Here is a 21,587-nt window from a genome sequence, read left to right as displayed (position 1 = left end):
CTGCCGTGCGGCCGAGGCGGGATACCGCGAGCCGCGAGGGCATCGGAAACTACGCACGCCCAGCGCCCAGGTACCGGAGCAACTCGAGAAACTTGGCACGCGCGTATCCGAATCGAGCCCCTCGTCACCCCCGCTTCAGCAACCGGCCGAACCTCTTCCTCGCGGGCGCGAGTTCCTCGATCCCCAGCGCCGCCAGCACGCCGAACGACACGGCGAGGCCGACCAGGCCCTGCAGGATCAGCTTGACCCACGCGGTGCCCTTGGCCCCGGCGTCCGGCACGATCCAGCCGACGGCGACGGCCGCCGCGACGCCCAGTGCGCTCGCGACTACCGAGAACAGGATCACCCCGAGCGCGCGTTTGCTGCGCAGGTGGCCGAGGCTCACCCACAACCAGACCTGGCCCAGGATCGCGCCGACCACGAACGTCAGCGAGTTCACCAGCATCGTGCCCAGGACGATGCTGTGCGGGTCCAGCAGCACCGGGCACAGGTACAGCAGCGGGACCTTCACCGCGGTCATCACGACCATGATCAGCGTCGGGGTCCGCGCGTCCTTCATCGCGTAGAACACCCGCAGCTGCAACATGACCAGCGCGTACGGCAGCAGCCCGAACGACGAGATCGCGAGCGCTTCGCCGAGCCGGCCCGCGTCGGCTACCGAGTTCGCGCCGCCGCTGAACAAGGCGACTCCGATCGGCTCGCCGACCACCGTCGTCACCGCGGCGATCGGCACCAGCATCACGGTGGAAATGCGCGACCCGTAGGAAAGATCGGCCACCACCTTGCGGGTGTCGCCGTCGGCCGCGTTGCGGGACAGGCGCGGCATGATCGCGGTCAGCAGGGACACGCCGATCACGCCGTAGGGCAGCTGGAACAGCAGCCAGGCGTTGGAGTAAATGGTCACGCCGCCCGCGTCGCCGCTGGTCAGCACCCGCGTGTTGACGGTGAGGCCGATCAGGCTGATCGCGACGTAGCCGAGGATCCACAGCGCGAGGCCGCCGAACTCCTTCATGCGCTTGTCGATGCCCCACCGCCACTTGAAGCGGAACCCCGTCCGCAGCAGCGGCGGCACCAGCAGCGCCGCCTGCACGGCGATGCCCGTCGTGACGCCGATGCCGAGCACGAGCAGCTTCGGGTCGCTCATCCGCACCGGATCGGTCGAGATCTTGCCGGGCATGAGCATGAACAACGCCAGGGTCGCGATGACGACGACGTTGTTCATCACCGGAGCCCACGCCGTCGGGCCGAAGATGTGCTTGGCGTTGAGGATCGCCGACAGCAGCGCGAACACGCCGTAGAAGAAAATCTCGGGCAGCAGCAGCCGGGCGAACGCGTTGGTCAGTTCGGAGCTGGCGTGTCCGCCTCGGTCCAGGTACAGCGAGGTCAGCGCGGGCGCCGCGAACACCGCGAGGACGGTGCCCAGGCCCAGGACCGTCAGGCCCATCGTGAGCATTCGCTGCGTGTAGGCCGAGCCGCCGTCGGGATCGTCCTGCGACCGCACCATCAACGGGACCACGACGCTGCTCAGCACGCCGCCGAGCAACAGCTCGAAAACGCTGTTCGGCAGCGTGTTGGCGATGTTGAACGAGTCGTTCTCCACGCCGGTGCCGACCGCCCACACGAGCATGATCTTCCACAGGAAGCCGGTGATCCGGCTGACCAGCGAGGCGACGGCCATCTTCCCGCTGGACTTCGCTATCGACGGCGGGATCGCCTTCGGCTCGACGCGCGGCGGGCGCTCGGTGACGTCACGCCTCGGGCGATCGGGGCGCGGCGCAGGCGGCGCACCGCCGGGCAGCCGCGGCAGCATGCGAGTGGCGAGGGAATCGTACGGGCGCAAGGCATCCGGGTCGGCGACCGGCCACTTGGTATTCGCCGGCACGCCGCCGACGCGCGGGATGAACACCGTGGCGTCGGGATCGTCCGGCGCCAGCGGCGGGGCGCCGAAGGGCATGCTGTTCTGGCCGCGTTCCTGAAGCCACGGCCGGATCGGCGGCCGCCGCGGCGGGGGCGGCTGCCGGCGAGGATCGGCCGCCTCCGGCGGGAGAGGGCGGGGGCGTTGGTCAGGCGCCGGACGCCGCGTGAGGCGTTCGGGTGGCCGCCCCGGGTCTTTGTTCAACGTGTGCCCATCGCCGACGGTCGATTCGCTCCCCCAGCGTAGTCAGTTCGCGCGCGCCGGTGGTCGATCCGTCGGCAGATCGGGATCCCGTCGCGTCCGGCGCCGGGCACAAGACTGGAGAGGGGATGCCGCCGCGGGTACCGGCACCTCGGCGGCATCCCGGTTCAGGAGGCCGACACCGAGTAGCTGCCGACGGTGAAATTCGACCCGCCGGGCGACGAGGTGATCTCGAAGCCGAACTGCACCTCGCCGAGCGTGACGTCGCCGTACCAGCCTCGTGCCTTGATCCAGTTGAGGACGGCCAGCACGTCCACCCGTCCGGAGTCGGTGTTCGAGGTGCGCACGAACGAGAAGACCGCGTTGCTGCCGTTCGAGCCCCGGTAGACGTCCCAGGTGTGGCCGCCCACGCTGACCGTGGTCTGCCGGGTGCCGAGCGGGCCGACCGCGCCCTGTTTGTTCATCCAGAGCATGATCTCGTAGGCGTTGTTGCCCGCCCAGATGTCGTACGCGGTTTCGTAAGCGCCGCTGCCGGGCCGGTTGACGGCGAAGGCGCTGGTGACGCTGCTCAGGGAACTCAGCGTCCGGCCGACGTTCTTCGCCGAGTGCGGGTAGGACTTGATCCCGCCGGTGCCGGGGTGGTCGGCCCAGACTCCGAAATTGCCGCCGGAGTTCGCCCAGATCGTCTGCGGCCCGGCTCCGCTGCCCCACACGTCGTTGCGCACGGTGTAGCCGCCGTTGGACCAGGTCGCCCATTTGTCCGAAGAGGACCAGACCGCGGCTTCCGCCACCCCCGCCGTCGTCGCCACCGCAGCGGCGGCCAGTACTGCTGCGAGAAGAGAACGCACTGCCTTGTGCATCGATTCTCCTTCCGTTTCCGGGCCGGGCGGCCCGGTCGCCGGGGTCGGCCCCGGCGAGCCCTCAGGACCCCAGTGCGAACGACGACACCGTGACCGGTCCGTCGAAGGTCAGGTAGACGTCGTGCCGTCCCGCCGCCGGTGCGAGCGCCGCCGTCGCCGTAGTGAAGGAGTACTTGTCGCCGGTGCTGTTCACGACGGCCGTGCCGAGCACCCGGCCGCGGACCGGATCGTCCAGCCGGACGGTGATCCGCGCCGTCCCGCTGTCCGCTTTGGACACCTTCGCGGTGAAAACGGTCCTGCCGGGCCGCAGCAGAGCGTCGCGGTAGGAGACCCAGCTGCCCGCCGTCGCGGCAACGGAGGTGCCGTCTGTCTTCGCGGTGTCGGTCAGCGTCACGCCTTGGTAGCCGTCGAAATTCTCCGCGAGCGTCGGCTGCGTGAGATCACGCGGCGGAATACGCTCGCCGGGCACGTACACCGGCACCGATCCGGTGATGTCCGTGGCGGAGCGGCCGACCGCGAAGTCGTACACCCCCGCTTCGACGACCGACCGGTTCCGCGTCACGTCCCAGAACGCGAGGTCGGCGGTCTTGACCGAGAGCCGGACCGTCTTCGTCTCCCCTGGTGCCAGCGCGACGCGGTCGAACGCCCGCAGTTGCTTCAGCGGTTGCGCCGCTCGCGAGGCACGGGCGCTCGAGTACAGCTGCACGACGTCGGTTCCCGTCCGGGCTCCGGTGTTGGTGACGTCCACATCGACGGCGACCGTGCCCGGCGCGGTCTGCACCGGACGGGGCTTGCCGTACCGGAAGCTCGTGTAGCTCAGCCCGTACCCGAAGGGGTACAACGGTTTCCCGGTGTAGTACTGGTAGGTCATGCCGGTCTTCGCGATGTCGTAGTCCAGCATGGACGGCAGGCCGGCGTCGGAGGCGTACCAGGTCTGGGTCAGCCGCCCGCTCGGGTCGTGGTCGCCGAACAGCACGTCGGCGACGGCGTGCCCGGTCTCTTGCCCGGCGTGCGTGGTCCACAGGATCCCCGGCGCGGACTGCGCGTCCCAGCCGGTGGTCGGGTAGCTGTTCTCCACGACGACGACGGTGTGCTTGTTCGCCTTCTGCACGGCCTCCACCAGCGCCTTCTGCGCCGGGGCCAGCTCGGTGCCGGTCCGGTCGTCCGCTTCCCGGCCGTTGATGAACGGCATGCTGCCGACCACGACCACCGCGGTGTCCGCGCCCTTCGCCGCGGCGACCGCGCTGTCCGCTCCGCTGGAGACGACGTCGCGGCCGAATTTCGTCGCGCCCGCGACGTCCGGCGAGCCGATCGTCAGCACGCCGTCCGCACCGACCACGGCGAACCGGTTCTTCCCGAACCACGGCTCGTTCACCTCGTTGCCCGCGTACTCGAGCACGTAGCTGCCGTCGGGCTGCGGGTCGAGTTTGAGCTGCTGCTGGACGTACCAGCCGTTCGGCTGCGCGGCGTTGTTCACCAGTGCGCCGCCGGAGTAGCCGAGGTACTTGCCGTTCGCGACGGTGCGCAGCGTGTTCTTGCCCGCGCCCCAGTCGAATACGTCGAACGACTGCGCGGGCCCGGCGGTGGCGGCGCCCTCGGCGAGTTTGCCGCCCGCCGGATCCGTCGACGCGGTCAAGTACTTGCCCGTAGCGAGGTTCTTCAGCGCGATGCGGTCCACGCCCTCGCTCGAAGCGACGGCGCCGACCCGTTCTTTGACGGCCTGCAGCGGCGTCACCCGGTACGGCATCGTGCCGCTGTACCAGTCCTCGTACAGGGTGTCCGACAGCGGCCCCACGACCGCGATCTTGCCTTGCGTCGTGAGCGGGAGGGCGTGGTTTTCGTTGCGCAGCAACACAACCTGTTCGTCGGCGGCCTTGCGCGCCAGCGCGCGGTGCTCCGGCGAATCGATCACCGCCGGGGTGATCTTCTCGTACGGGTTGCGTCCCGGCGGGTCGAACTCGCCGAGGCGGAATCGCAACGACAGCAGGTGCCGGTCCGCGCGTTCGACGTCGGCGACGGTCAGCAGCCCCTTCGCCAGCGCCTCCTTCACCGCGCCGGCGGTGATCGAGCCGTTGGTGTCGTTGTCCGTGAAGCTGTCCAGCCCGGCCTTGATCGCCGCGGCGTCGGCTTCGGCCTGAGTTCCGTAGTATTTCTCGGAATTCGCCAGGTTGGTCGGCGCTCCCGCGTCGGACACGACCGCGATGTCCCGCGGCGCCCACTGCCGCAGCGCGCCGTTCAGGTCCGGACTGACCGTGTTGGGCCTGCCGTTGACCAGGTTGTAGGACGGCATCACGGCGTTCGCCGCGCCCGCGGCCAGCGCGGGCTTGAACGCCTGCTGGTCGTAGTCGTGCAGGATCTTCGGCGGCACGGACGAATTGCTCGTGGTCCGGTCGGTTTCGTTGTTGTAGGCCAGGTAGTGCTTGAGCGTCGGGGCGGCCCGCAGGTACCGCGGGTCGTCGCCCTGGACGCCGCTGCCGTAGGCCACCGACATCCGGCCGGTCAGGTACGGGTCCTCGGAGTATCCCTCCTCGTTGCGGCCCCAGCGCGGGTCGCGCAGCAGGTTCACCACCGGCGCCCAGAGATTCAGCCCCCACACCGACGGGTTCTCCGCGTGGTGCCCGCGGGCTTCCTGCCCGACCGCGGCGCCGACCTGCTTGATCAGCGCCGGATCCCACGTCGAAGCCAGGCCGAGCGCCTGCGGGAACACCGTCCCCTTCGCGGACACCACCGCGCCGCCGCGGTCGTAGTCGGTCGACCAGGCGACGCCGTGCAGCGCCTCGGTGCCGGTCTTGAACATGCCGATGCCCAGCCGCGGGATCGCGGGCTGGTACTGGTGCAGCAGCGAAACCTTCTCGTCCAGGGTCAGCCGCGAGACCAGGTCGTCGATCCGGGCGTCCAGCGGCAGCGACGGATCGCGGAACGGCGGCGGCGGGGCGGCGAGCGCCGGGACCGGCGTCGCGACCAGCAGCGCGGCCGCCGCCAGCAGCACGCCGCGGCGGACGCGGCGCGCGAAGTAGGCACACATCGGTGGGGGCCTCCGGGAAAGTTGTCGAATCGGTTCGACTCAGGGATTCCGAGGGATTGCGAGACAAATCCGGATGCCGACGACTATCGCAGGACGACCGCGAAGGGGTCAAGGCTCGCCCGCCGATTTCGACCACCCGCCGCTGAGCTGGGGCAACGTCCTATTCACGGCATTCGACAAATTCGACAGAGGAAGCTGATCGCGGAATCGAATTCGACGGCCCGCCGAGGCGGAAATGCCGCTTGCGCACACCGCATTCATCGCATACTTTCGTCGACTGTCGATGCGCTTCGACGAACCGCCGAGGAGGCTCCGTGGTCACGATCAACGACGTCGCCGCCGTCGCCGGCGTCGCGCCGAGCACCGTGTCGTACGTGATCAGCGGCAAACGCGCGATTTCCCCGAAGACCCGCCGCCTGGTCGAGGACACCATCCGCAAGCTCGGCTACCACCCGCACGCCGGCGCCCGGGCGCTGGCCAGCAGCAAGACCAGCGTGCTGGCCCTGGTCGTGCCGCTGCGCACCGACACGAACGTCGCGGTCGTGATGGAGTTCGTCGCCTCGGCGGTCACCGCCGCCCGCGCCTACGACCACGACCTGCTGCTGCTGACCACCGACGAAGGCCCCGCGGCGCTGCGCCGGGTGGTTTCCTCGGCCATCGCCGACGCGGTCATGGTGATGGACGTCGAGGCGGCCGACCCGCGCGTGCCGATGCTGCTCACGCTCGACCGGCCGGTGGTGCTCATCGGCGTCCCGGACCACCCGGGCGGGCTGAGCTGCGTCGATCTCGACTTCGCCGCGGCCGGCGAGGCGAGCGTGGGCCACCTCGCCGATCTCGGGCACCGGCGGATCGCGCTGGTCGGGCCCGGCCCGGAGGTCTACGAGCGGGGCACCAGCTACGCCACCCGGTTCATCCGGGGCTTCACCGCCGAGGCCGCCCGCCGCGACGTCGAGGCGACCACGACGGCGTGGCCCGCCGCCTACCACCACGGCGGCGGCCTCGACGACTTCTTCGCCCGGAACCCGGACGCGACCGGGCTCGTCGTGCACAACGAAGCCGCGCTGCCCGGCCTGCTGGCGGACCTGCGCTACCGCGGGGTGCGAGTGCCCGAGGACCTCTCGGTCGTCGCGGTCTGCCCGGACAGCATGGCCGTGCACTACCCGATTCCGCTGACCAGCATCGCCATCCCGGCCCGCGAGGTCGGCACGCTCGCCGTCGAAACAGTCATGCGCCAGCTCTCCGGCCAGAGCACGAACGAAACCCGGTTGCTCGCCCCGAAACTGGCCGTGCGCGCCAGCACCGCCCCGCCGGCCCACCACTGACCCCCCTCCCTCACCGCCGTACCCCTCCCCGCCCGTTCAAAGGAGAACCCGCCATGACCCGTGCCCGTTTGCGCCTGCTCGCCGTCGCCGGGGCGGCCGCCGCCGGACTGTCAGCCGCCTGCTCCCCCGCCCCGCCCGGCGGCGCCGGTCCGGACGCGCCGGCCGCGACGTCGATCACCGAACTGGACTACTACGCCGACGAACAGGGCTCCGCCGCGTGGCAGAAGGTCCTCGACGGATGCGCGGCCCAGACCGGGATCAAGATCGACCGGCAGAAGGTGCCGACCGCGCAGTTGCTGCCGAAGGTGCTGCAGGGCGCGAGTTCGAAGACGCTGCCGAACCTGATGTTCACCGACAACCCGACGCTGCAGCAGGTCGCGTCCACCGGCGCGCTCACGCCGCTGACCGACTACGGCATCTCCACCGACGGCTACTCCCCGGGCATCGTGAAGGCCGGGACCTACCAGGACAAGGTCTACGGCCTCGCGCCGGGCGTGAACGGCCTCGCCCTCATCTACAACAAGGACTTGCTGCAGGCCGCGGGCGTCGAACCGCCGAAGACGTGGGACGAGCTGAAGGCTGCCGCGGCGAAGCTGACCAAGGACGGCAAGTACGGACTCGCGTTCTCCGCGATCGCGTCGGAAGAGGGCACCTGGCAGTTCCTGCCGTTCTTCTGGAGCAACCGTGCCGAACTGTCCCGATTGGACAGTCCACAGGCGACTCAAGCGCTGCAGTTCGTCACCGACCTGGTCAAGTCCGGCTCGGCGTCGAAGTCGGTCCTGACGTGGAACCAGAACGACGTCGCCGACCAGTTCGTGGGCGGCAACGCGGCGATGATGATCAACGGCTCCTGGAACCTCGCCCGCCTCGACGAGCAGAAATCCCTGCACTACGGCGTCGTGCCGATCCCGGTCCCGCAGGCGGGCGCCCAGCCGGTGGTCGCACTCGGCGGCGAGGTCGGCGCGATCCCCGCGACCGGGGCGGCCGGGCAGCGCGCGGCGGGCAAGGTGCTGTCCTGCATCCTGTCCGAACCGGTGATGCTGGAATGGAGCAAGGCGCACGCCTACGTCCCGTCCAAGACCTCGGTGGCGCAGAAGTTCGCGGCCGAGCAGCCGTCGATGCAGGCCTTCGCGAACGAGGTCGGCGCCGCCCGGTCCCGTACCGCGGAACTCGGCGACAAGTACCCGAAGGTCTCCCAAGCGATCGCTGACGCGCTCCAGGCCGCGCTGACCGGCACAAGCTCGCCGGCCGACGCGCTGAAGACCGCCCAGCAGGCGAGCGGATCGTGACGGTCAGCGCCGCCCCGTCGCTCGCCGCACCGCGGGCGACCGGCCGGGCCCGGCCCCGAGACCGGTTCGTCGCCTGGGCGTTCCTGCTGCCCGCGGTGGCGTACGTGGTCGTGTTCTTCGGCTACCCGCTCGCGGCGAATCTCGTGATGAGCACGCAGGACTACACGGTCAAGTCGTTCTACACCGGCGAAGCGCCGTTCGTCGGCTTCGCCAATTACGCCGCCGTTTTCCGGAATCCCCTGTTCCCCGCGTCCGCGCTCAACACAGTGCTGTTCACGGCCGGGTCGCTGGTGTTCCAGTTCGGCATCGGCCTCGCGCTCGCGGTGTTCTTCAACAGCCGTTTTCCGGGCAGCACCGTGCTGCGCTCGCTGCTCCTGCTGCCCTGGCTGCTGCCGCTGGTGGTCAGCGGCGCGGCCTGGCGGTGGATGCTCGACACCGACCACGGCGTCGTCAACGCCGCGCTCGGCCTCGTCGGCATCGGCCACGTGCCGTGGCTGTCCAGCACCGGCTGGGCGCTGCCCGCGGTGATCCTGGCCAACATCTGGATCGGCATCCCGTTCAACCTGGTCATCCTGCACGGCGGCCTCCGGGCGATCCCCGCTTCGCTCTACGAAGCCGCCGCGCTCGACGGCGCCAACGCGTGGCAGCGCTTCCGCTACGTCACCTGGCCGCAGCTGCGGCCGGTCACCGGCATCGTGCTCATGCTCGGCCTCGTCTACACGATCAAGGTGTTCGACGTGATCATGGTCGTCACCGGCGGCGGGCCGGCCAACGCCACCCAGACCCTGACCACGTGGTCGTATCAGCTGTCCTTCCACGATTTCGCGTTCGGGCAGGGCGCCGCCGTCGGCAACATCCTCATCCTGGTCGCCACCGTGTTCGGGCTGCTCTACCTGCGCTCGGCCAAGGCCACGCTCGGGGAGACGGCCGCATGACCGCCCGGCTCAAAACCGCCGTCGGGATCGTGCTCGTGGCGATTCTGCTGTTCCCGCTCTACTGGATGGTCAACGCCTCGCTGCAGCCCAGTGGCGCCCTGCTGAAGCCGAATCCGGACTGGGTGCCGATCGGCGGCACCCTCGACGGGTACCGCAACGCCCTCGGCTCCCAGGGCGGGCACCTCGTCTCCAGCGTGATCATCGCGCTCGGCACCGTGCTCGTCTCCCTCGCCGTCGCGCTGCCCGCGTCCTACGCGCTGGCGCAGCTGAAGACCCGCGGCGGCCCGGTGTTCGTGTTCGTGCTGCTGATCGTGCAGATGATCCCGGGCATCGTGATGGCGAACTCGCTGTACACCGTGTTCAGCAACCTGGGTCTGATCGACAACTACCTCGGCCTGATCCTCGCCGACTCCACCGCGACGATCCCGTTCTGCGTGCTGCTGCTGCGGGCCTTCATGATCTCCGTGCCCAAGGAGCTGACCGAAGCGTCCCGGATGGACGGGGCGGGGTACTGGCGGACGTTCTTCTCGATCATCCTCCCGGTCAGCCGCAACGCCGTCCTCACCGCGGCGCTGTTCGCGTTCCTGTTCGCCTGGGCGGACTTCCTGTTCGCCGTCACGCTCACCACCGGCCAGGGGTTCGAGCCGATCACCGTCGGCATCTACCGGTTCGTGGGCAACCAGTCCGCCGACTGGAACTCCGTCATGGCCACCGCCGTTCTCGCCTCCGTTCCCGCCGCCGTCCTGCTCGTCGTGGCCCAGCGGTACGTCACCGCCGGGCTGACCAGCGGCGCCGTCAAGGACTGAATCCTCCCTAGGAGCCCCATGATCACCGTGACCGGAGACGGCCGCGCACTCGAAGTCGCCATCCGCCACGAAGTCCTCCGCCTCGAACCCTGGGGCGCGGACAGCCTGCGCGTGCGCGCCGGACGGCACGACATCCTCGAGGACATCCCGGGGGCGCTGCTTCCGCCCAAGCCGGTCCCCGCGGAGGTCACCGCGTCCGACCGCCGGGGCGTCGTCGTCAACGGCGACATCACCGGCATCGTCGAAGTCATCGACACCGACACCGGCATCGACGCCGTCGTCCGGTTCGTGCGCACCGCGACCGGCGAGGAACTCCTGTCCGAGCAGCGCGCGCACTTCTGGTGGCCGGGCGCGCGGCTGTTCCTGCCGTCGGCCAACGGCTACGGCCGGCTCGAACAGCGCTTCGCCGCCTACGACGACGAGCGGATCTACGGACTCGGCCAGCGCACCCATGGCCGGCTCGACCACAAAGGACTGGTGCTGGACCTGATGCAGCGCAACGCCGAGGTGTCGGTGCCGTTCCTGCTTTCCTCGCGCGGGTACGGATTTCTCTGGAACAACCCGGCGGTCGGACGGGTCGAGTTCGCCGTCAACGGCACGCGCTGGGTGGCCGACGACGCCCGGCAGATCGACTACTGGATCACCGCCGGACCCGACCCCCGCGCGATCCTGTCCCGCTACGCCGACGCGACCGGCCACGTCCCGATGCTCCCGGAGTGGGCGGCCGGTTTCTGGCAGTCGAAACTGCGCTACCGCAGCCAGGACGAACTGCTGTCCGTCGCCCGCGAATACCGCCGCCGAGGGCTTCCCCTGTCGGTGATCGTCGCCGACTTCTTCCACTGGACCCACCTCGGCGACTGGCGGTTCGACCCGGCCGAATGGCCCGATCCGGCCGGGATGATCCGCGAACTGGACGCGCTCGGCTTCAAGCTGATGGTCTCGGTGTGGCCGACGGTCAGCCCGCTGTCGGAGAACTACCGGCATATGCACGAGCACGGCCTGCTCGTCGGCACCGACCGCGGCGTCCCGTTCCACGCTCCGTGGAAGGACAAGGGCTTCGGCGCCGAAATGCCGGTCGCCTACTACGACGCGACCAACCCCGAGGCGCGGCGGTTCGTCTGGGAGAAGATCAAGGAGAACTACTACGACCTCGGCGTGCGGGCCTGGTGGCTCGACGGCGACGAACCGGAACTGCAGCCCGGCCACCCGCACAACCTGAGCCTGCGCGCCGGTCCCGGCAGCGAGGCCGCCACGCTGTACCCGCGGGCCCACGCCCAGACCTTCCACGACGGCATCACCGGCGAGGGCGACGACGAGGTCGTCCTGCTCAGCCGCTCGGCCTGGGCGGGCAGCCAGCGCTACGGCTCGGCGGTGTGGTCCGGCGACATCGCCCCGACCTGGGAATCCCTGCGCGCCCAGGTCCGCGCCGGGCTCAGCCTCGCCGTCGCCGGGATCCCGTGGTGGACCACCGACATCGGCGGCTTCCACGGCGGCGACCCGGACTCGCCGGAGTACCGCGAACTCGTCGTCCGCTGGTTCCAGTACGGCGTGTTCTGCCCGCTGTTCCGCCTGCACGGCTTCCGCGATCCCCGCACCGAATTCGGCCCGGACATGACCGGCGGCCCCAACGAAGCCTGGTCCTACGGCCCGGAAGCGCTCGAACTGATCGAAAAGTCGCTGCGGCTGCGGGAAACCCTCCGTCCCTACCTGATGCGGCAGATGCGGATCGCGCACGAACGGGGCATCCCGCCGATGCGGCCGCTCTTCGTCGACTTCCCGGACGACCCGGCCGCGTGGACCGCCGACGACCAGTTCCTCCTCGGCCCGGACCTGCTGATCGCCCCGGTCCTGACGGCGAGCGCGACGGTCCGCACGGTGTACTTGCCCGCCGGGACGTCGTGGACCGACGCGGCCACCGGCGAAACCCGGCCCGGCGGGACGACAGTCGAGGCGCCGGCGCCGCTGGATCGGATTCCGGTGTTCGTTCGGGAGGGGGCGGACAACCCGCTGCGTTCTTGAACGCTTGGGGTCAGTATCCGCGCCCGCGGGAAGCTCTGACCGTCCATGGAGGACTGTCAGGGCTTCCCGATGCCCTACCGTGGACCGCGGGCCATCCGTTGCTTTGCCTTCTGACCAGGTTTTGTCTCCCGGAACGAGAAGCTGACCACCCATGCGCGACGCGGACGACTACGGCGAGCTGATCGAGCGATTCGTCGACGGCGGGATCGATGCTGGCCAGTTCGAGCAGCGGTACCTCGACCTGATGAAGAACGACGAGACGCTGCACCCCGAGGACGTGTTCGCCGTCCTTGACGAACTGTTCTCCGAGGTCGACGAATATTTCGTCTCGCCGGAGGCTTCGGTAGCAGAGCGCCGGGACCGGGACGAAGCGTTGCGCGAGCGTGCCGCCGCCGCGCTGGTGCGCCTGCGACGGCTCGGCGTGCTCGAATAGCGCCCCGACAAATGGCGGCCTCCCTGGGACGCACCTCGTCGAGCGCGACCAAGCGGATGTCGTCGCCGAGCCGGTACAGCAACAGACGGGCCATTCCGATGCCGACGGCGCTGCCTGGTGCTCACCGGCTCCGCCGAGTCAGGAACCCGCCTCCACCATCCCCGCTCCGTTGATCGCCGGGGTCGCCAGTGCGCGCATGCGGCGGAGCAAACGAGACGTCACCGGACGCACCAGCGGATGCACCCCGCCGTTCGCCTCGGCCGCCTGCTGCCACTTCGCGAGGCGCGCCTCGTGCACCGCACCATCGGCCAACTCGACACACTCGAGAGTGTCAGTGTTCAGGTCCACGACGATCGTGTCGCCGTCTTCCACGAGGGCGATCGGGCCGCCGAGGGCGGCTTCCGGGCCGACGTGTCCGATGACCAGGCCGACGGATCCGCCGGAGAACCGGGCGTCGGTCATCAGGGCGATCGAGATGCCTTTCCTCCGGCACAGCGCGGTGATGCGGGAGGTCGGGTCGAGCATCTCGGGCATGCCGGGCGCGCCCCGCGGGCCTTCGTAGCGGATGACGACCATGTCCCGGTCCGCGAACTCGTCCGGCGTTTCGACGAGCGCCCGCAGCAGGGCCTGCTCGCTGTCGAAGACGCGCGCCCGCCCCTCGAAGCGGCCGTCGACGACGCCGGTTTCGACTCCGGCCAGCTTGATCACCGCGCCGCCTTCGGGGGCGAGGTTGCCCGACAGCAGGCGCAGGCCGCCAGTCGGCTTGAACGGGTCGGCGACCGGGAAGATCACCTGCCGGTCCGGAGCGGGCGGGGCGAGTCGCTCGATCTGCTCGGCGAGCGTCTCGCCGGTGCAGGTCAGGGTGGAGCCGTCGAGCAGGTCGTGCCGGAGCAGTTCCGCGACGACTGCCTGCAGGCCGCCGGAAGCGTCGATGTCCACCATGCTGTACTGCCCGAACGGCCGCGCGTCGACGAGCACCGGGACGGTCCGGGAGAGCCGGTTGAACTCCTGCTGCGTCATGACCTCCGACCAGAAGTCGAGACCGGCCGCGCGGGCGATCTCCGGCGCGTGCAGGACGACATTCGTCGAGCCGCCCAGCGAGATCGCCACGACCGCGGCGTTGCGGAACGCGGCCGGGGTGGCCAGCTGGCGCGGCGTGATCCCGCGCTGCGTCATGATTTCCAGGCAGTCCACGATCTGCTCGGGGAATTCCTCGACCCGGCGCGGATCCTCGGACGCGGGCGACACCATGTGCAGCGGCTCCAGGCCCAGCACCGCGATGAAGGACTGCATCGTGTTGTACGTGAAGATCCCGCCGCAGCTGCCGTGCCCGGGACACGCGTTGCGCGCCCACCGCTCGCGTTTCGCCTCGTCCGGGTCCCCGGCGACCTGGAAGCAGCTGACCAGGTCGATCCGCTCCCCCGTTTCGGGATCAGTGCCCGGGCGGATGGACCCGTCGGAAAGCACCACGGCGGGCACGTCGCGCTCCAGGATCGCCGCGGTGGCGCCGACCGGGGGCTTGTCGCACGCCACGACGGCGACCGCTCCCCGGATCTCGCTGCCCTCGAAATGCAAGGACAACCCGTCGTTCGTCGTCTCGCGGCCGATCAGCGAGTACCGCATCTGCGGCGTGCCGTTGCGCTGGCCGTCCGAAATCCCGCCCGAGTAGTTCGGGGCCAGCAGCCGGACGGGCAGGTCGCGTTCGGTGATCCGGCGCGCGAGAGCCTGGTGGATCGCCTCGACCTTGTCCGTGACGCCGAGGTAGCAGACGCTGTCCCCCAGGGTGCCGACGACGCCCCACGCGTCCCCGTGGATCTTCTCCACGTCCTGGCCCAGCGACCGGGCAGTGGCCACCGCCTGGCAGTCCTGGCCCGGACGCCACACGTCCCGGCGGCTCGACTCGTCCATCAGCTCTCCCGTCTTCGACCGCGATCGCCCCCATCGTCGCAGATCCGGTCCGGCGCGCAGCTCGGGCGGGGCGGCGGAACGCGACGGCCCCGGGCCTGAGCGGGATCGGCCGGAAGCTTCTCCCGGCGCGCCGCCACGACGATTCCTACCGGATCGAGCGGGTGACCAGTTCGTCGAACTCGCGGTCCGGCAAGGTCCGGTTCAGCTTCAGCAGCTGCTCCGCGTGCAGCCCGACGGCGTACCGGGTCTCCGGCGGATCGGCTTCCACCGCCTGTCGGATGGCCTGGGCGACGACAGCGGGAGCAGAACCGTCCGAGAGGCCGGTTTCGGCTTGGCTCGCCATCTTCTCCACCATTGCCGCGTACGGACCCCGGCCGGAGTACTCCCGCAGTTGCGCCGCGGTCCGGTCTTCGAATTCGGTCTTGATGATGCCGGGCTGGACGACCACGACCTCGATGCCGAACGGCCGGACTTCCATGCGCAGCGTGTCGGAATACGCCTCGAGCGCGTGTTTCGAGGCGTAGTACCAGGCACCGAACGGGAGGCTGATCTCCCCGCCGATGGACGAGACGTTCACGATGCGGCCCGACTCTTGGGCGCGCATCGCGGGCAGCACCAGCTGGACGAGCCTCGCGGGCGCGAACACATTGACCTGGAACTGGTCGCGGGCCGCGTCCAACGGGACCTCCTCGGCCGCGCCGTGCAGCACCGTCCCGGCGTTGTTGATCAGGACGTCGATCCGACCCTGTTCCTCGAGGACAGTGCGGACGACGCGGGCCAAATCCGCCTCGCTGCGGGCGTCCATCGCCAGCGGGTGTCCGCCCGCGGCGCGCAGTTCCTCCATTTTGGACACTCGGCGCGCGGCTCCGTAGACGACGTAGCCGGCTTGCCGCAGTTCCAGCGCGGCGGCACGGCCGATTCCCGCCGAGGCACCGGTGATCAGGCACACTTTGGACACGGTTCAGTCCTCCCAGGCGACGGGCAGCTGGTGCACGCCGTAGATGAGCATGTCGTCGCGCACGGCGATCTCCGCGGCGGGAGCGGCGAGGCGCAGCGAGGGGAATCTGGTCAGCAGAGCGGGCAACGCGACCCGCAGCTGGACGCGGGCGAGTTGCTGGCCGAGGCATTGGTGGATGCCGTGGCCGAAGGCGACGTGCCCGCTGGACTTCCGGCGCAGGTCGAGTTTGTCCGGCGCGGGAAAGCGCGCGGGGTCGTGGTTCGCGGCGGGCACCGAGATGGTGACCGACTCGCCCGCGGCCACGTGTTCGCCCGCGAGTTCGACGTCTTCCAGCGCGGTGCGCACGGTGAACGGGATAATGCTGAGATAACGCAAAAGTTCTTCAACCGCGTTGTCGGCCAACTCCGGTTCACTGCGCAGAAGCGCGAGCTGGTCGGGGTGTTCGAGCAGAGCGAAGACGCCCAGCGCCAGCATGTTCGTGGTGGTGTCCAGCCCGGCGCCCAGCAAGGTGAAGCCGATGTTGACCAGCTCGATGTCGGTGAGATCGCTGCCGGTCAGGTCGCCGAGCAGATCGTCGGCGGGGGCTTTTCGCTTGGCCGCCACCAATTCGCCGATGAACCCGTGGACCGCGGCGTAGGCAGCGCCGGTTTCTTCGGGAGTGTTGTCGAGCCGGAACAGCTTGAGCGCCTGCTGCTGGAAGCGCTCCCGCTCGGCGTAGGGAACCCCGAGCAGTTCGCAGATCGTCTGCGCCGGCAAGGGTTGTGCCAAGGCCGGGACCACATCGGCCGGGCCGCCCTGTTCGGCCATCGCGTTCAGGCAATCGTCCGCCACGGCCTGAATCCGCTCGGTCAGCCGGCGCATCCGGCGGACGGTGAACTGTCCGGCGAGCAGCCGCCGGTACCGGGTGTGCTCGGGGGCGTCCATGCTGCCGAACATCCCCGGCGGCGCGGGCTGAGCGCTGCCGGGAGCGCCGGGGATCGGCAGGTGCCGCACTTCCGCTCGCGCGCTGAACCGGGGGTCGGCCAGCACTTCGCGGGCCAGCGCGCGTCCGGTCACCAGCCATCCGACGTGCCCGTCCGGGTAGTCCAACCGGCTCAGCGGACCTTTCTCGCGCAATGCGGCCAGCCCCGGCGGCGGGTCGAACGGCTGGCCTGCCGGTCGCTCGGTCGGCAGTGTCCTGGTCATCGCCAGCTCCCTTCCCGTGAACCTCTTGCGGGAAACGCTAGAACGATGTTTTATCGAGGTGCAAACGACCAATCTGCATATCCGCAGGCAGTGGGCAGATTAACGATGCACTGACCTGCCGCTGAACGCACCGCGTGCAGTCCAGGGCGAGCAACGAGGACGGAGAACGACCAGATGCCCTCCGGCAGGTTGAGCTACCCGGAACGACAGCGCGTCGCCGCCGGGTTGGCGGACGGGCTGAGCTACGCCGAGATCGGCCGTCGGCTGGGCAGGCCGAAGTCGACGGTGATCCGCGAGGTCGCCCGCAACGGCGGTGCGCACGATTACCGGGCCGACCGCGCCGAGCAGGCCGCCCGGCGGCGGGCGCGTCGCCGGGCTCCCGCTCCGTCCGCCGCGCCGCCGCCCCGGACCGCGGCCGACCCGCGAACCCGCAGCGACTTCGAGACGCGGTTCGCGCAGATGGCCACCCAGACCGGGATGCCGTCGATGATGGCGCGCGTCCTCATCTGCCTGTTCACCGCCGAGTCGGGCAGCCGCACCGCGACCGACCTCGCCGCCCGGCTGCGCGTCAGCCCCGCGTCGGTCTCGAAGGCGGTGGCCTGGCTGGAAGAACGGGGAATGCTGCGGCGCGAGCGGGACGGCCGCCGCGAGCGTTACCTCATCGACGACGACGTGTGGCAGCGGGCGTGGCTGGCCAGCATGGAAGGCATGGCGCAGTGGGCGGATTTCACCCGCCAAGGCGCCGAACTGTTCGGCGGCGACACCGTGGTCGGCACCCGGCTCCGCACGACCAGCCGCTGGCTTCAGCACATCCGGCAGGACATGGTCGACGCCGCCGAGCATTGGCGCAATCGCCCTTGACCTCGAAAGACAATCCGTGCGGGCCGGTTGGGACCACAATGGACGAACTGGCCGCCGATCCGCACAAGCTGGGCCACGAAGAACCGGAACCGGGAATCCATCGCCTGCGCCGGGAACCTGGGTTCGGCATCGGCCGGTGGACCTGTCTGGTCCGGTGAGCCTGAGCCACCGGCTCGCGAACGTCCCCGTGCTGGCGCATTCCGCGGACCGGCAGTGAGTGCGGACGCTCTGACCGGGGCGACCGCGCCGACTGACGCGAAGGGCGTGGTGCGGCACTACATCGCATGGGTCGACGGCACGAACGACCGTCTCGGGTAAACTCTCGCTGCCCGGCTCACCGAGACGGGAAGCCCGCCTCCCGGTCACGGAGCTTCCCCGGGTTGTTCGTCAGTACCTGCGCCCGCGAGACGCCCAGGTCGAGCAGGATCGCCGCAGCGGCACCGTATTCGCGCGCGTCCGCCGGTTCGCCCAGCCGCGTGCTGCTGCTCCGGGAGTTCGAGGACGCGGGCGCCCTCGCCGACGAACGGCAGCGGATCCTCGCCAGCTCCGACCCGTTCGGGATCGGCGAGCACTTGGATTCGTTCACCGTCCGCAGCTACGCGCCGTTCCCGTTCGTCCCGTCAGTCCAAACCGGACACTTCGGCGACGTCGACGAATTCCGCACGTACGAACTCAAAGTCGGCGGCTTCCCGAGCGCACCAAGCTCTTTCCGCTCACCCGGCGATGTACGGACTGGACGGCGTCCCGCGGATCACGCACATCTGGCCGTTCCCCAGCCTCGACGCCCGCCTCGCCGTCCGTCGCGAGTCCTACGAGCGCGGGATCTGGCCGCCGGAGAACGGTCCGGAGAACATCGCGCGGGCTACTTCCAGCATCGCCATTCCGACGGCTTTCTCGCCGTTGCATTGAGCAGGTCCGCGGTCACTCCCGGATACCCGCCAGCCGCTCCAGTTCCGGCACGACCTGCGCGGGCGCGGGCACTTCCCGCACCTGCGCCCGCACCTTCTCCGCGGCCGTCGCGAAAGACGGCTCCTCCAGCAGCCGCAGCAGTTGTTCGCGCAGGTGCGCGGCGCTGACCTGCTCGTGCTCCAGCACCAGACCGGCTCCTTGGCCCGCCAGCCGGTCCGCCAAACCCGCCTTGTCCCACATGTTCCCCGGGATCACCAGTTGCGGGACCCCGTGCACCACGGCGTTCCCGATCGTGCCCGCACCGCCGTGGTGGAGGACCGCCGCGCAGGTCGGCAGGAGCGCGTCCAGCGGGACGAAGTCGAGGAGGCGGACGTTGTCCGGCACCGCCGAGGCCGATTCGGCCTGCCGGGCGGTCAGCGTCGCGATCACCTCGACGTCCAGGTCGGCCACCGCGTCGAAGAGGTCGGTGACCGAGAACTGGTCGGTGCCCCACAGGTCGCGCCGGGACATGCCGAGAGTGACGCAGACCCGCCGCCGGGCAGGCGGTTCGGACAGCCACGACGGCACGGTCGACGGGCCGTTGTACGGCACGTGCCGCATCGGGAGATAGTCCGCGCCGACCGGAAACCGGGTCCACGGCGGAAGCGGGTCGAGCGTGCGCTGGCCGAGGACCAGTTCCTCGTCGAAGGCGCAGCCGTACCGTTCCAGCTTGCCCGACAGCCACTCCGCCATCGGATCGGCTCCACCGGCACCGCCCAGCGCAGTGAACAAGTGGCGCATGCGGGCCCAGTGGTCGAGCCCGAAGAGCATCCGGACATGCGCCGCCCCGCTGGCCCGCGCGGCGATCGGGCCCAGGTACGTCAGCGCGTCCCACACCACCAGATCCGGCCGCCACGACCGGGCGAACCCGACGACGTCGTCGACAGCCGCGTCGTGGGCGAGTTCATCCAGCGCGATCGAGCACCACGTCGTGAAGACGCCGCGAACGTAGTCCAGGGTGAGCCGGTCCTCCCGGGTCTCGGTGATGTCGAATTCCCAGTCGAAGACCGTCTTGCCGGCGGGCCGCTCCTGCTCCTTGCCGCCGCCCCCGCCGAGGTTCAGCACCGGCCCCACCGAGACCGCGGGCAGCCCAGCCCGGACGATCGCGTCGGCGAGATCCGGCTGCGCGGCGACCCGGACGTCGTGCCCCGCCGCGCGCAGCGCCCACGCCATCGGCACCAGGTTGTACAGGTGCGCGTTCGCCGCGAACGTCGTGAACAGAACCTTCATCGCACTCTCCCCAGCCTCCGGGCGGTCCGAAACCGGGCAAAACATACCGATCAGTACGATTTCGGTTCCACCCCTAGCCGTTTCCCTAGGGGCGACGCCAGAAGACGGGTCTGCAGCTCGATCGTGAAGCGCTGCACGGGGTCGTCGAGGTCGACCGCGCACAGTTCTTCGATGCGTCGCAGCCGGTAGCGGAAGGTGTTGCGGTGGATCCGGAGGGCGGCCGCGGCGCGCGTGGCGTCTCCGCCCGCGTCGAACCAGCAGCGGAGCGTCTCCAGGTATTCGGCGCCGCGCGGGGACGGGTCGCGGCGGAGGACGTCGAGGGAGCCGTCGAGCAGTGTGGGGTGTTCGGCGGCGAGTTCCGCCAGTTCGGCGATCAGGACGTGCGGCAGCAGGTCCGTCAGGTGGGCGGTGCCTGGTGCGGTCAGGGACCGCGCGGCGTGCCGGAGAGGACCCAGTTCGGCGCGGAGTTCGGAGCCGGTGGCGCAAGGACGGCCGAGACACGCCGCCAGCGGCGCGTCCGTCGAGGCACGCCGGCGCAGGCGTTCGGCGAACTCGGCGGGTCCCGGATCAGGAGCGGAGGGGAACAGGACGACCAGGAGGGAATCCAGCACCGCCGTCGCCGTGCCGGGGTGGAGCATCCGGGCGCCGCGGGCCAGGGCTCCTTCGCGGTCGGGGGCGACCTCGCCGAGAACGGCTAGCCGCCATCGCCGCGCGGCGCCGAGCCGTTCGGTCAGCGCTTCCAGCGATCCCGAACCGGCGAGCAACCCGCGCAGCAGTTCGGTGCGGATCGTGTCTTCGTCGTCTCGTCCGGCGGGTTCGTCGAGGAACCAGGCAGCGGCCGCCGTAGACACTTCACGCAGCACTCGCGGCACGGACGTCTCCCGGCGCGGCGCGCAGAGGACATAGCCGCTGACGGTTTTGCCGGAGTGAATCGGCGCGGCCCACCGCGGGCCCGCGTCCGGGACGTCGAGGCGCGCGACGCTTCGCACCTGGGCGAGTCGCACCCGCGACGGAACACGTCGAGCGAGCACCATTTCGCTGGTGAGCGCGTCTACCTGTGCGCCGCAGCCGAAAGCGAGCACGCGGAAGTCCGCGTCGGCGATCACCACAGCCCCCTCCAGGGCCAGGGCTGCGCTTTCGGCGAGATCGTAGAGACCGCCCGCCGTCGGCGGCACGCCGCGCGCGCCGAATCTCGCGCCGGAGAGCAGGGACTGCACCACCGTGCCGATCTCCGTCCACTCGACCGGTTTTGCCGCCACGAGCACTGGCACGGCGGCAGTAGTGAGGTCGAGTCCGGACGGCAGCGCACCTTCGCGCACGACCACCGCCGCGGCGCCCGCGCGGCCCGCCGCGGTCAGGGCTTGGGCCAGGTCGTCGGCCGCCGGGCCGGGCTTCGTCATCAGCACCAGCTCGTTCCGGCCGGGCAAGCGCGACGGGTCCCACGGCGCGGCCCCGGCCAACGGGCGATCCAGGCCGTCCGCCGGGGCCGCGACGCTGAACCAGCCGCGGCGCGCGCCGACGAGGAGCGGCAGCCGGATCGTCCCGTCCGGCGGCGGGAGATCGGCGGCGATCGGTTCCCCTGGCCGGGTGTCGACTGCGGTCATCGGGCCGCTCCTTCCGTCCGCGCCACGCTGCGTCGGGGGAAGGCTAAGCAGCGTCCGGAGCCCCGTCAGTGGGCGCAGGGCCCTGCGA

The 21,587-nt window shown here is 70.3% G+C and carries 17 protein-coding genes; 8 read left to right on the top strand and 9 right to left on the bottom strand.

What is annotated here, in order from left to right:
- Window positions 1–124: 124 nt before the first annotated feature.
- The 3 genes from murJ to SSMG_RS16940 all read right to left on the bottom strand — a co-directional run bounded on the left by murJ (window position 125) and on the right by SSMG_RS16940 (window position 6,001).
- Window positions 125–1,954 carry a murein biosynthesis integral membrane protein MurJ gene (murJ, locus tag SSMG_RS16950; protein ID WP_037713954.1) on the bottom strand — a complete coding sequence of 610 codons (1,830 nt, stop codon included), beginning with the start codon at window positions 1,952–1,954 and terminating at the stop codon, window positions 125–127.
- Between the two features lie 329 nt (window positions 1,955–2,283).
- Window positions 2,284–2,976, bottom strand: a complete 693-nt coding sequence (locus SSMG_RS16945) for a hypothetical protein (protein ID WP_009077786.1) — start codon at window positions 2,974–2,976, stop codon at window positions 2,284–2,286.
- Between the two features lie 61 nt (window positions 2,977–3,037).
- Window positions 3,038–6,001 (bottom strand): glycoside hydrolase family 3 protein, encoded by a 2,964-nt coding sequence (locus SSMG_RS16940; RefSeq protein ID WP_037713952.1) that lies wholly within the window; start codon window positions 5,999–6,001, stop codon window positions 3,038–3,040.
- Window positions 6,002–6,315: 314 nt separating this feature from the next.
- Between SSMG_RS16940 and SSMG_RS16935 the strand changes: the two genes are divergently transcribed.
- The 6 genes from SSMG_RS16935 to SSMG_RS16910 all read left to right on the top strand — a co-directional run bounded on the left by SSMG_RS16935 (window position 6,316) and on the right by SSMG_RS16910 (window position 12,805).
- On the top strand, window positions 6,316–7,323 hold the full coding sequence (locus SSMG_RS16935) for a LacI family DNA-binding transcriptional regulator (protein WP_009077783.1): 1,008 nt from the start codon (window positions 6,316–6,318) through the stop codon (window positions 7,321–7,323).
- A gap of 53 nt (window positions 7,324–7,376) precedes the next feature.
- Complete coding sequence (locus SSMG_RS16930) at window positions 7,377–8,612, top strand: sugar ABC transporter substrate-binding protein (RefSeq protein ID WP_009077781.1); 1,236 nt, start codon at window positions 7,377–7,379, stop codon at window positions 8,610–8,612.
- Window positions 8,609–9,547: a carbohydrate ABC transporter permease gene (locus SSMG_RS16925; RefSeq protein ID WP_009077779.1), complete on the top strand. Its 939-nt coding sequence runs from the start codon at window positions 8,609–8,611 to the stop codon at window positions 9,545–9,547. The genes SSMG_RS16930 and SSMG_RS16925 overlap by 4 nt, the downstream gene beginning before the upstream one ends.
- Entirely contained in the window at window positions 9,544–10,353 is an 810-nt protein-coding gene (locus tag SSMG_RS16920; RefSeq protein ID WP_009077777.1) for a carbohydrate ABC transporter permease, read from the top strand. The genes SSMG_RS16925 and SSMG_RS16920 overlap by 4 nt, the downstream gene beginning before the upstream one ends.
- An 18-nt stretch (window positions 10,354–10,371) precedes the next feature.
- Window positions 10,372–12,372 carry a TIM-barrel domain-containing protein gene (locus tag SSMG_RS16915; protein WP_009077776.1) on the top strand — a complete coding sequence of 667 codons (2,001 nt, stop codon included), beginning with the start codon at window positions 10,372–10,374 and terminating at the stop codon, window positions 12,370–12,372.
- Window positions 12,373–12,523: 151 nt separating this feature from the next.
- Complete coding sequence (locus tag SSMG_RS16910; protein WP_009077774.1) at window positions 12,524–12,805, top strand: colicin immunity domain-containing protein; 282 nt, start codon at window positions 12,524–12,526, stop codon at window positions 12,803–12,805.
- A 138-nt stretch (window positions 12,806–12,943) separates the two neighbouring features.
- On the opposite strand, the gene SSMG_RS16905 is transcribed toward SSMG_RS16910, so the two are convergent.
- From SSMG_RS16905 to SSMG_RS16895, 3 genes are all read right to left on the bottom strand, one after another.
- A complete protein-coding gene (locus tag SSMG_RS16905; RefSeq protein ID WP_009077772.1) occupies window positions 12,944–14,713 on the bottom strand; it encodes a dihydroxy-acid dehydratase in 1,770 nt (589 codons plus the stop codon).
- A gap of 145 nt (window positions 14,714–14,858) precedes the next feature.
- Window positions 14,859–15,671, bottom strand: coding sequence for an oxidoreductase (locus tag SSMG_RS16900; protein WP_009077770.1), 813 nt, complete (start codon window positions 15,669–15,671; stop codon window positions 14,859–14,861).
- A 3-nt stretch (window positions 15,672–15,674) separates the two neighbouring features.
- Entirely contained in the window at window positions 15,675–16,856 is a 1,182-nt protein-coding gene (locus SSMG_RS16895) for a cytochrome P450 (protein WP_009077769.1), read from the bottom strand.
- A 174-nt stretch (window positions 16,857–17,030) separates the two neighbouring features.
- Between SSMG_RS16895 and SSMG_RS16890 the strand changes: the two genes are divergently transcribed.
- Window positions 17,031–17,717, top strand: coding sequence for a helix-turn-helix domain-containing protein (locus SSMG_RS16890; protein WP_009077768.1), 687 nt, complete (start codon window positions 17,031–17,033; stop codon window positions 17,715–17,717).
- A gap of 334 nt (window positions 17,718–18,051) precedes the next feature.
- On the opposite strand, the gene SSMG_RS46180 is transcribed toward SSMG_RS16890, so the two are convergent.
- A complete protein-coding gene (locus tag SSMG_RS46180) occupies window positions 18,052–18,303 on the bottom strand; it encodes a hypothetical protein (protein ID WP_234392834.1) in 252 nt (83 codons plus the stop codon).
- 137 nt (window positions 18,304–18,440) lie between these two features.
- Between SSMG_RS46180 and SSMG_RS46175 the strand changes: the two genes are divergently transcribed.
- Entirely contained in the window at window positions 18,441–18,626 is a 186-nt protein-coding gene (locus SSMG_RS46175) for an NIPSNAP family protein (protein ID WP_009077767.1), read from the top strand.
- A 12-nt stretch (window positions 18,627–18,638) separates the two neighbouring features.
- Here the strand turns inward: SSMG_RS46175 and SSMG_RS16880 are convergent, their stop codons facing one another.
- Window positions 18,639–19,895, bottom strand: a complete 1,257-nt coding sequence (locus SSMG_RS16880) for an activator-dependent family glycosyltransferase (protein ID WP_009077766.1) — start codon at window positions 19,893–19,895, stop codon at window positions 18,639–18,641.
- Between the two features lie 50 nt (window positions 19,896–19,945).
- Window positions 19,946–21,499, bottom strand: coding sequence for a CdaR family transcriptional regulator (locus tag SSMG_RS16875; RefSeq protein ID WP_009077765.1), 1,554 nt, complete (start codon window positions 21,497–21,499; stop codon window positions 19,946–19,948).
- Window positions 21,500–21,587: the final 88 nt, after the last annotated feature.

The organism is Streptomyces sp. AA4 (assembly GCF_000158875.1).
GTDB lineage: Bacteria > Actinomycetota > Actinomycetes > Mycobacteriales > Pseudonocardiaceae > Amycolatopsis.
Note: the sequence above shows the minus strand (reverse complement) of the source record. Positions and strands in the feature narration are given on the sequence as shown.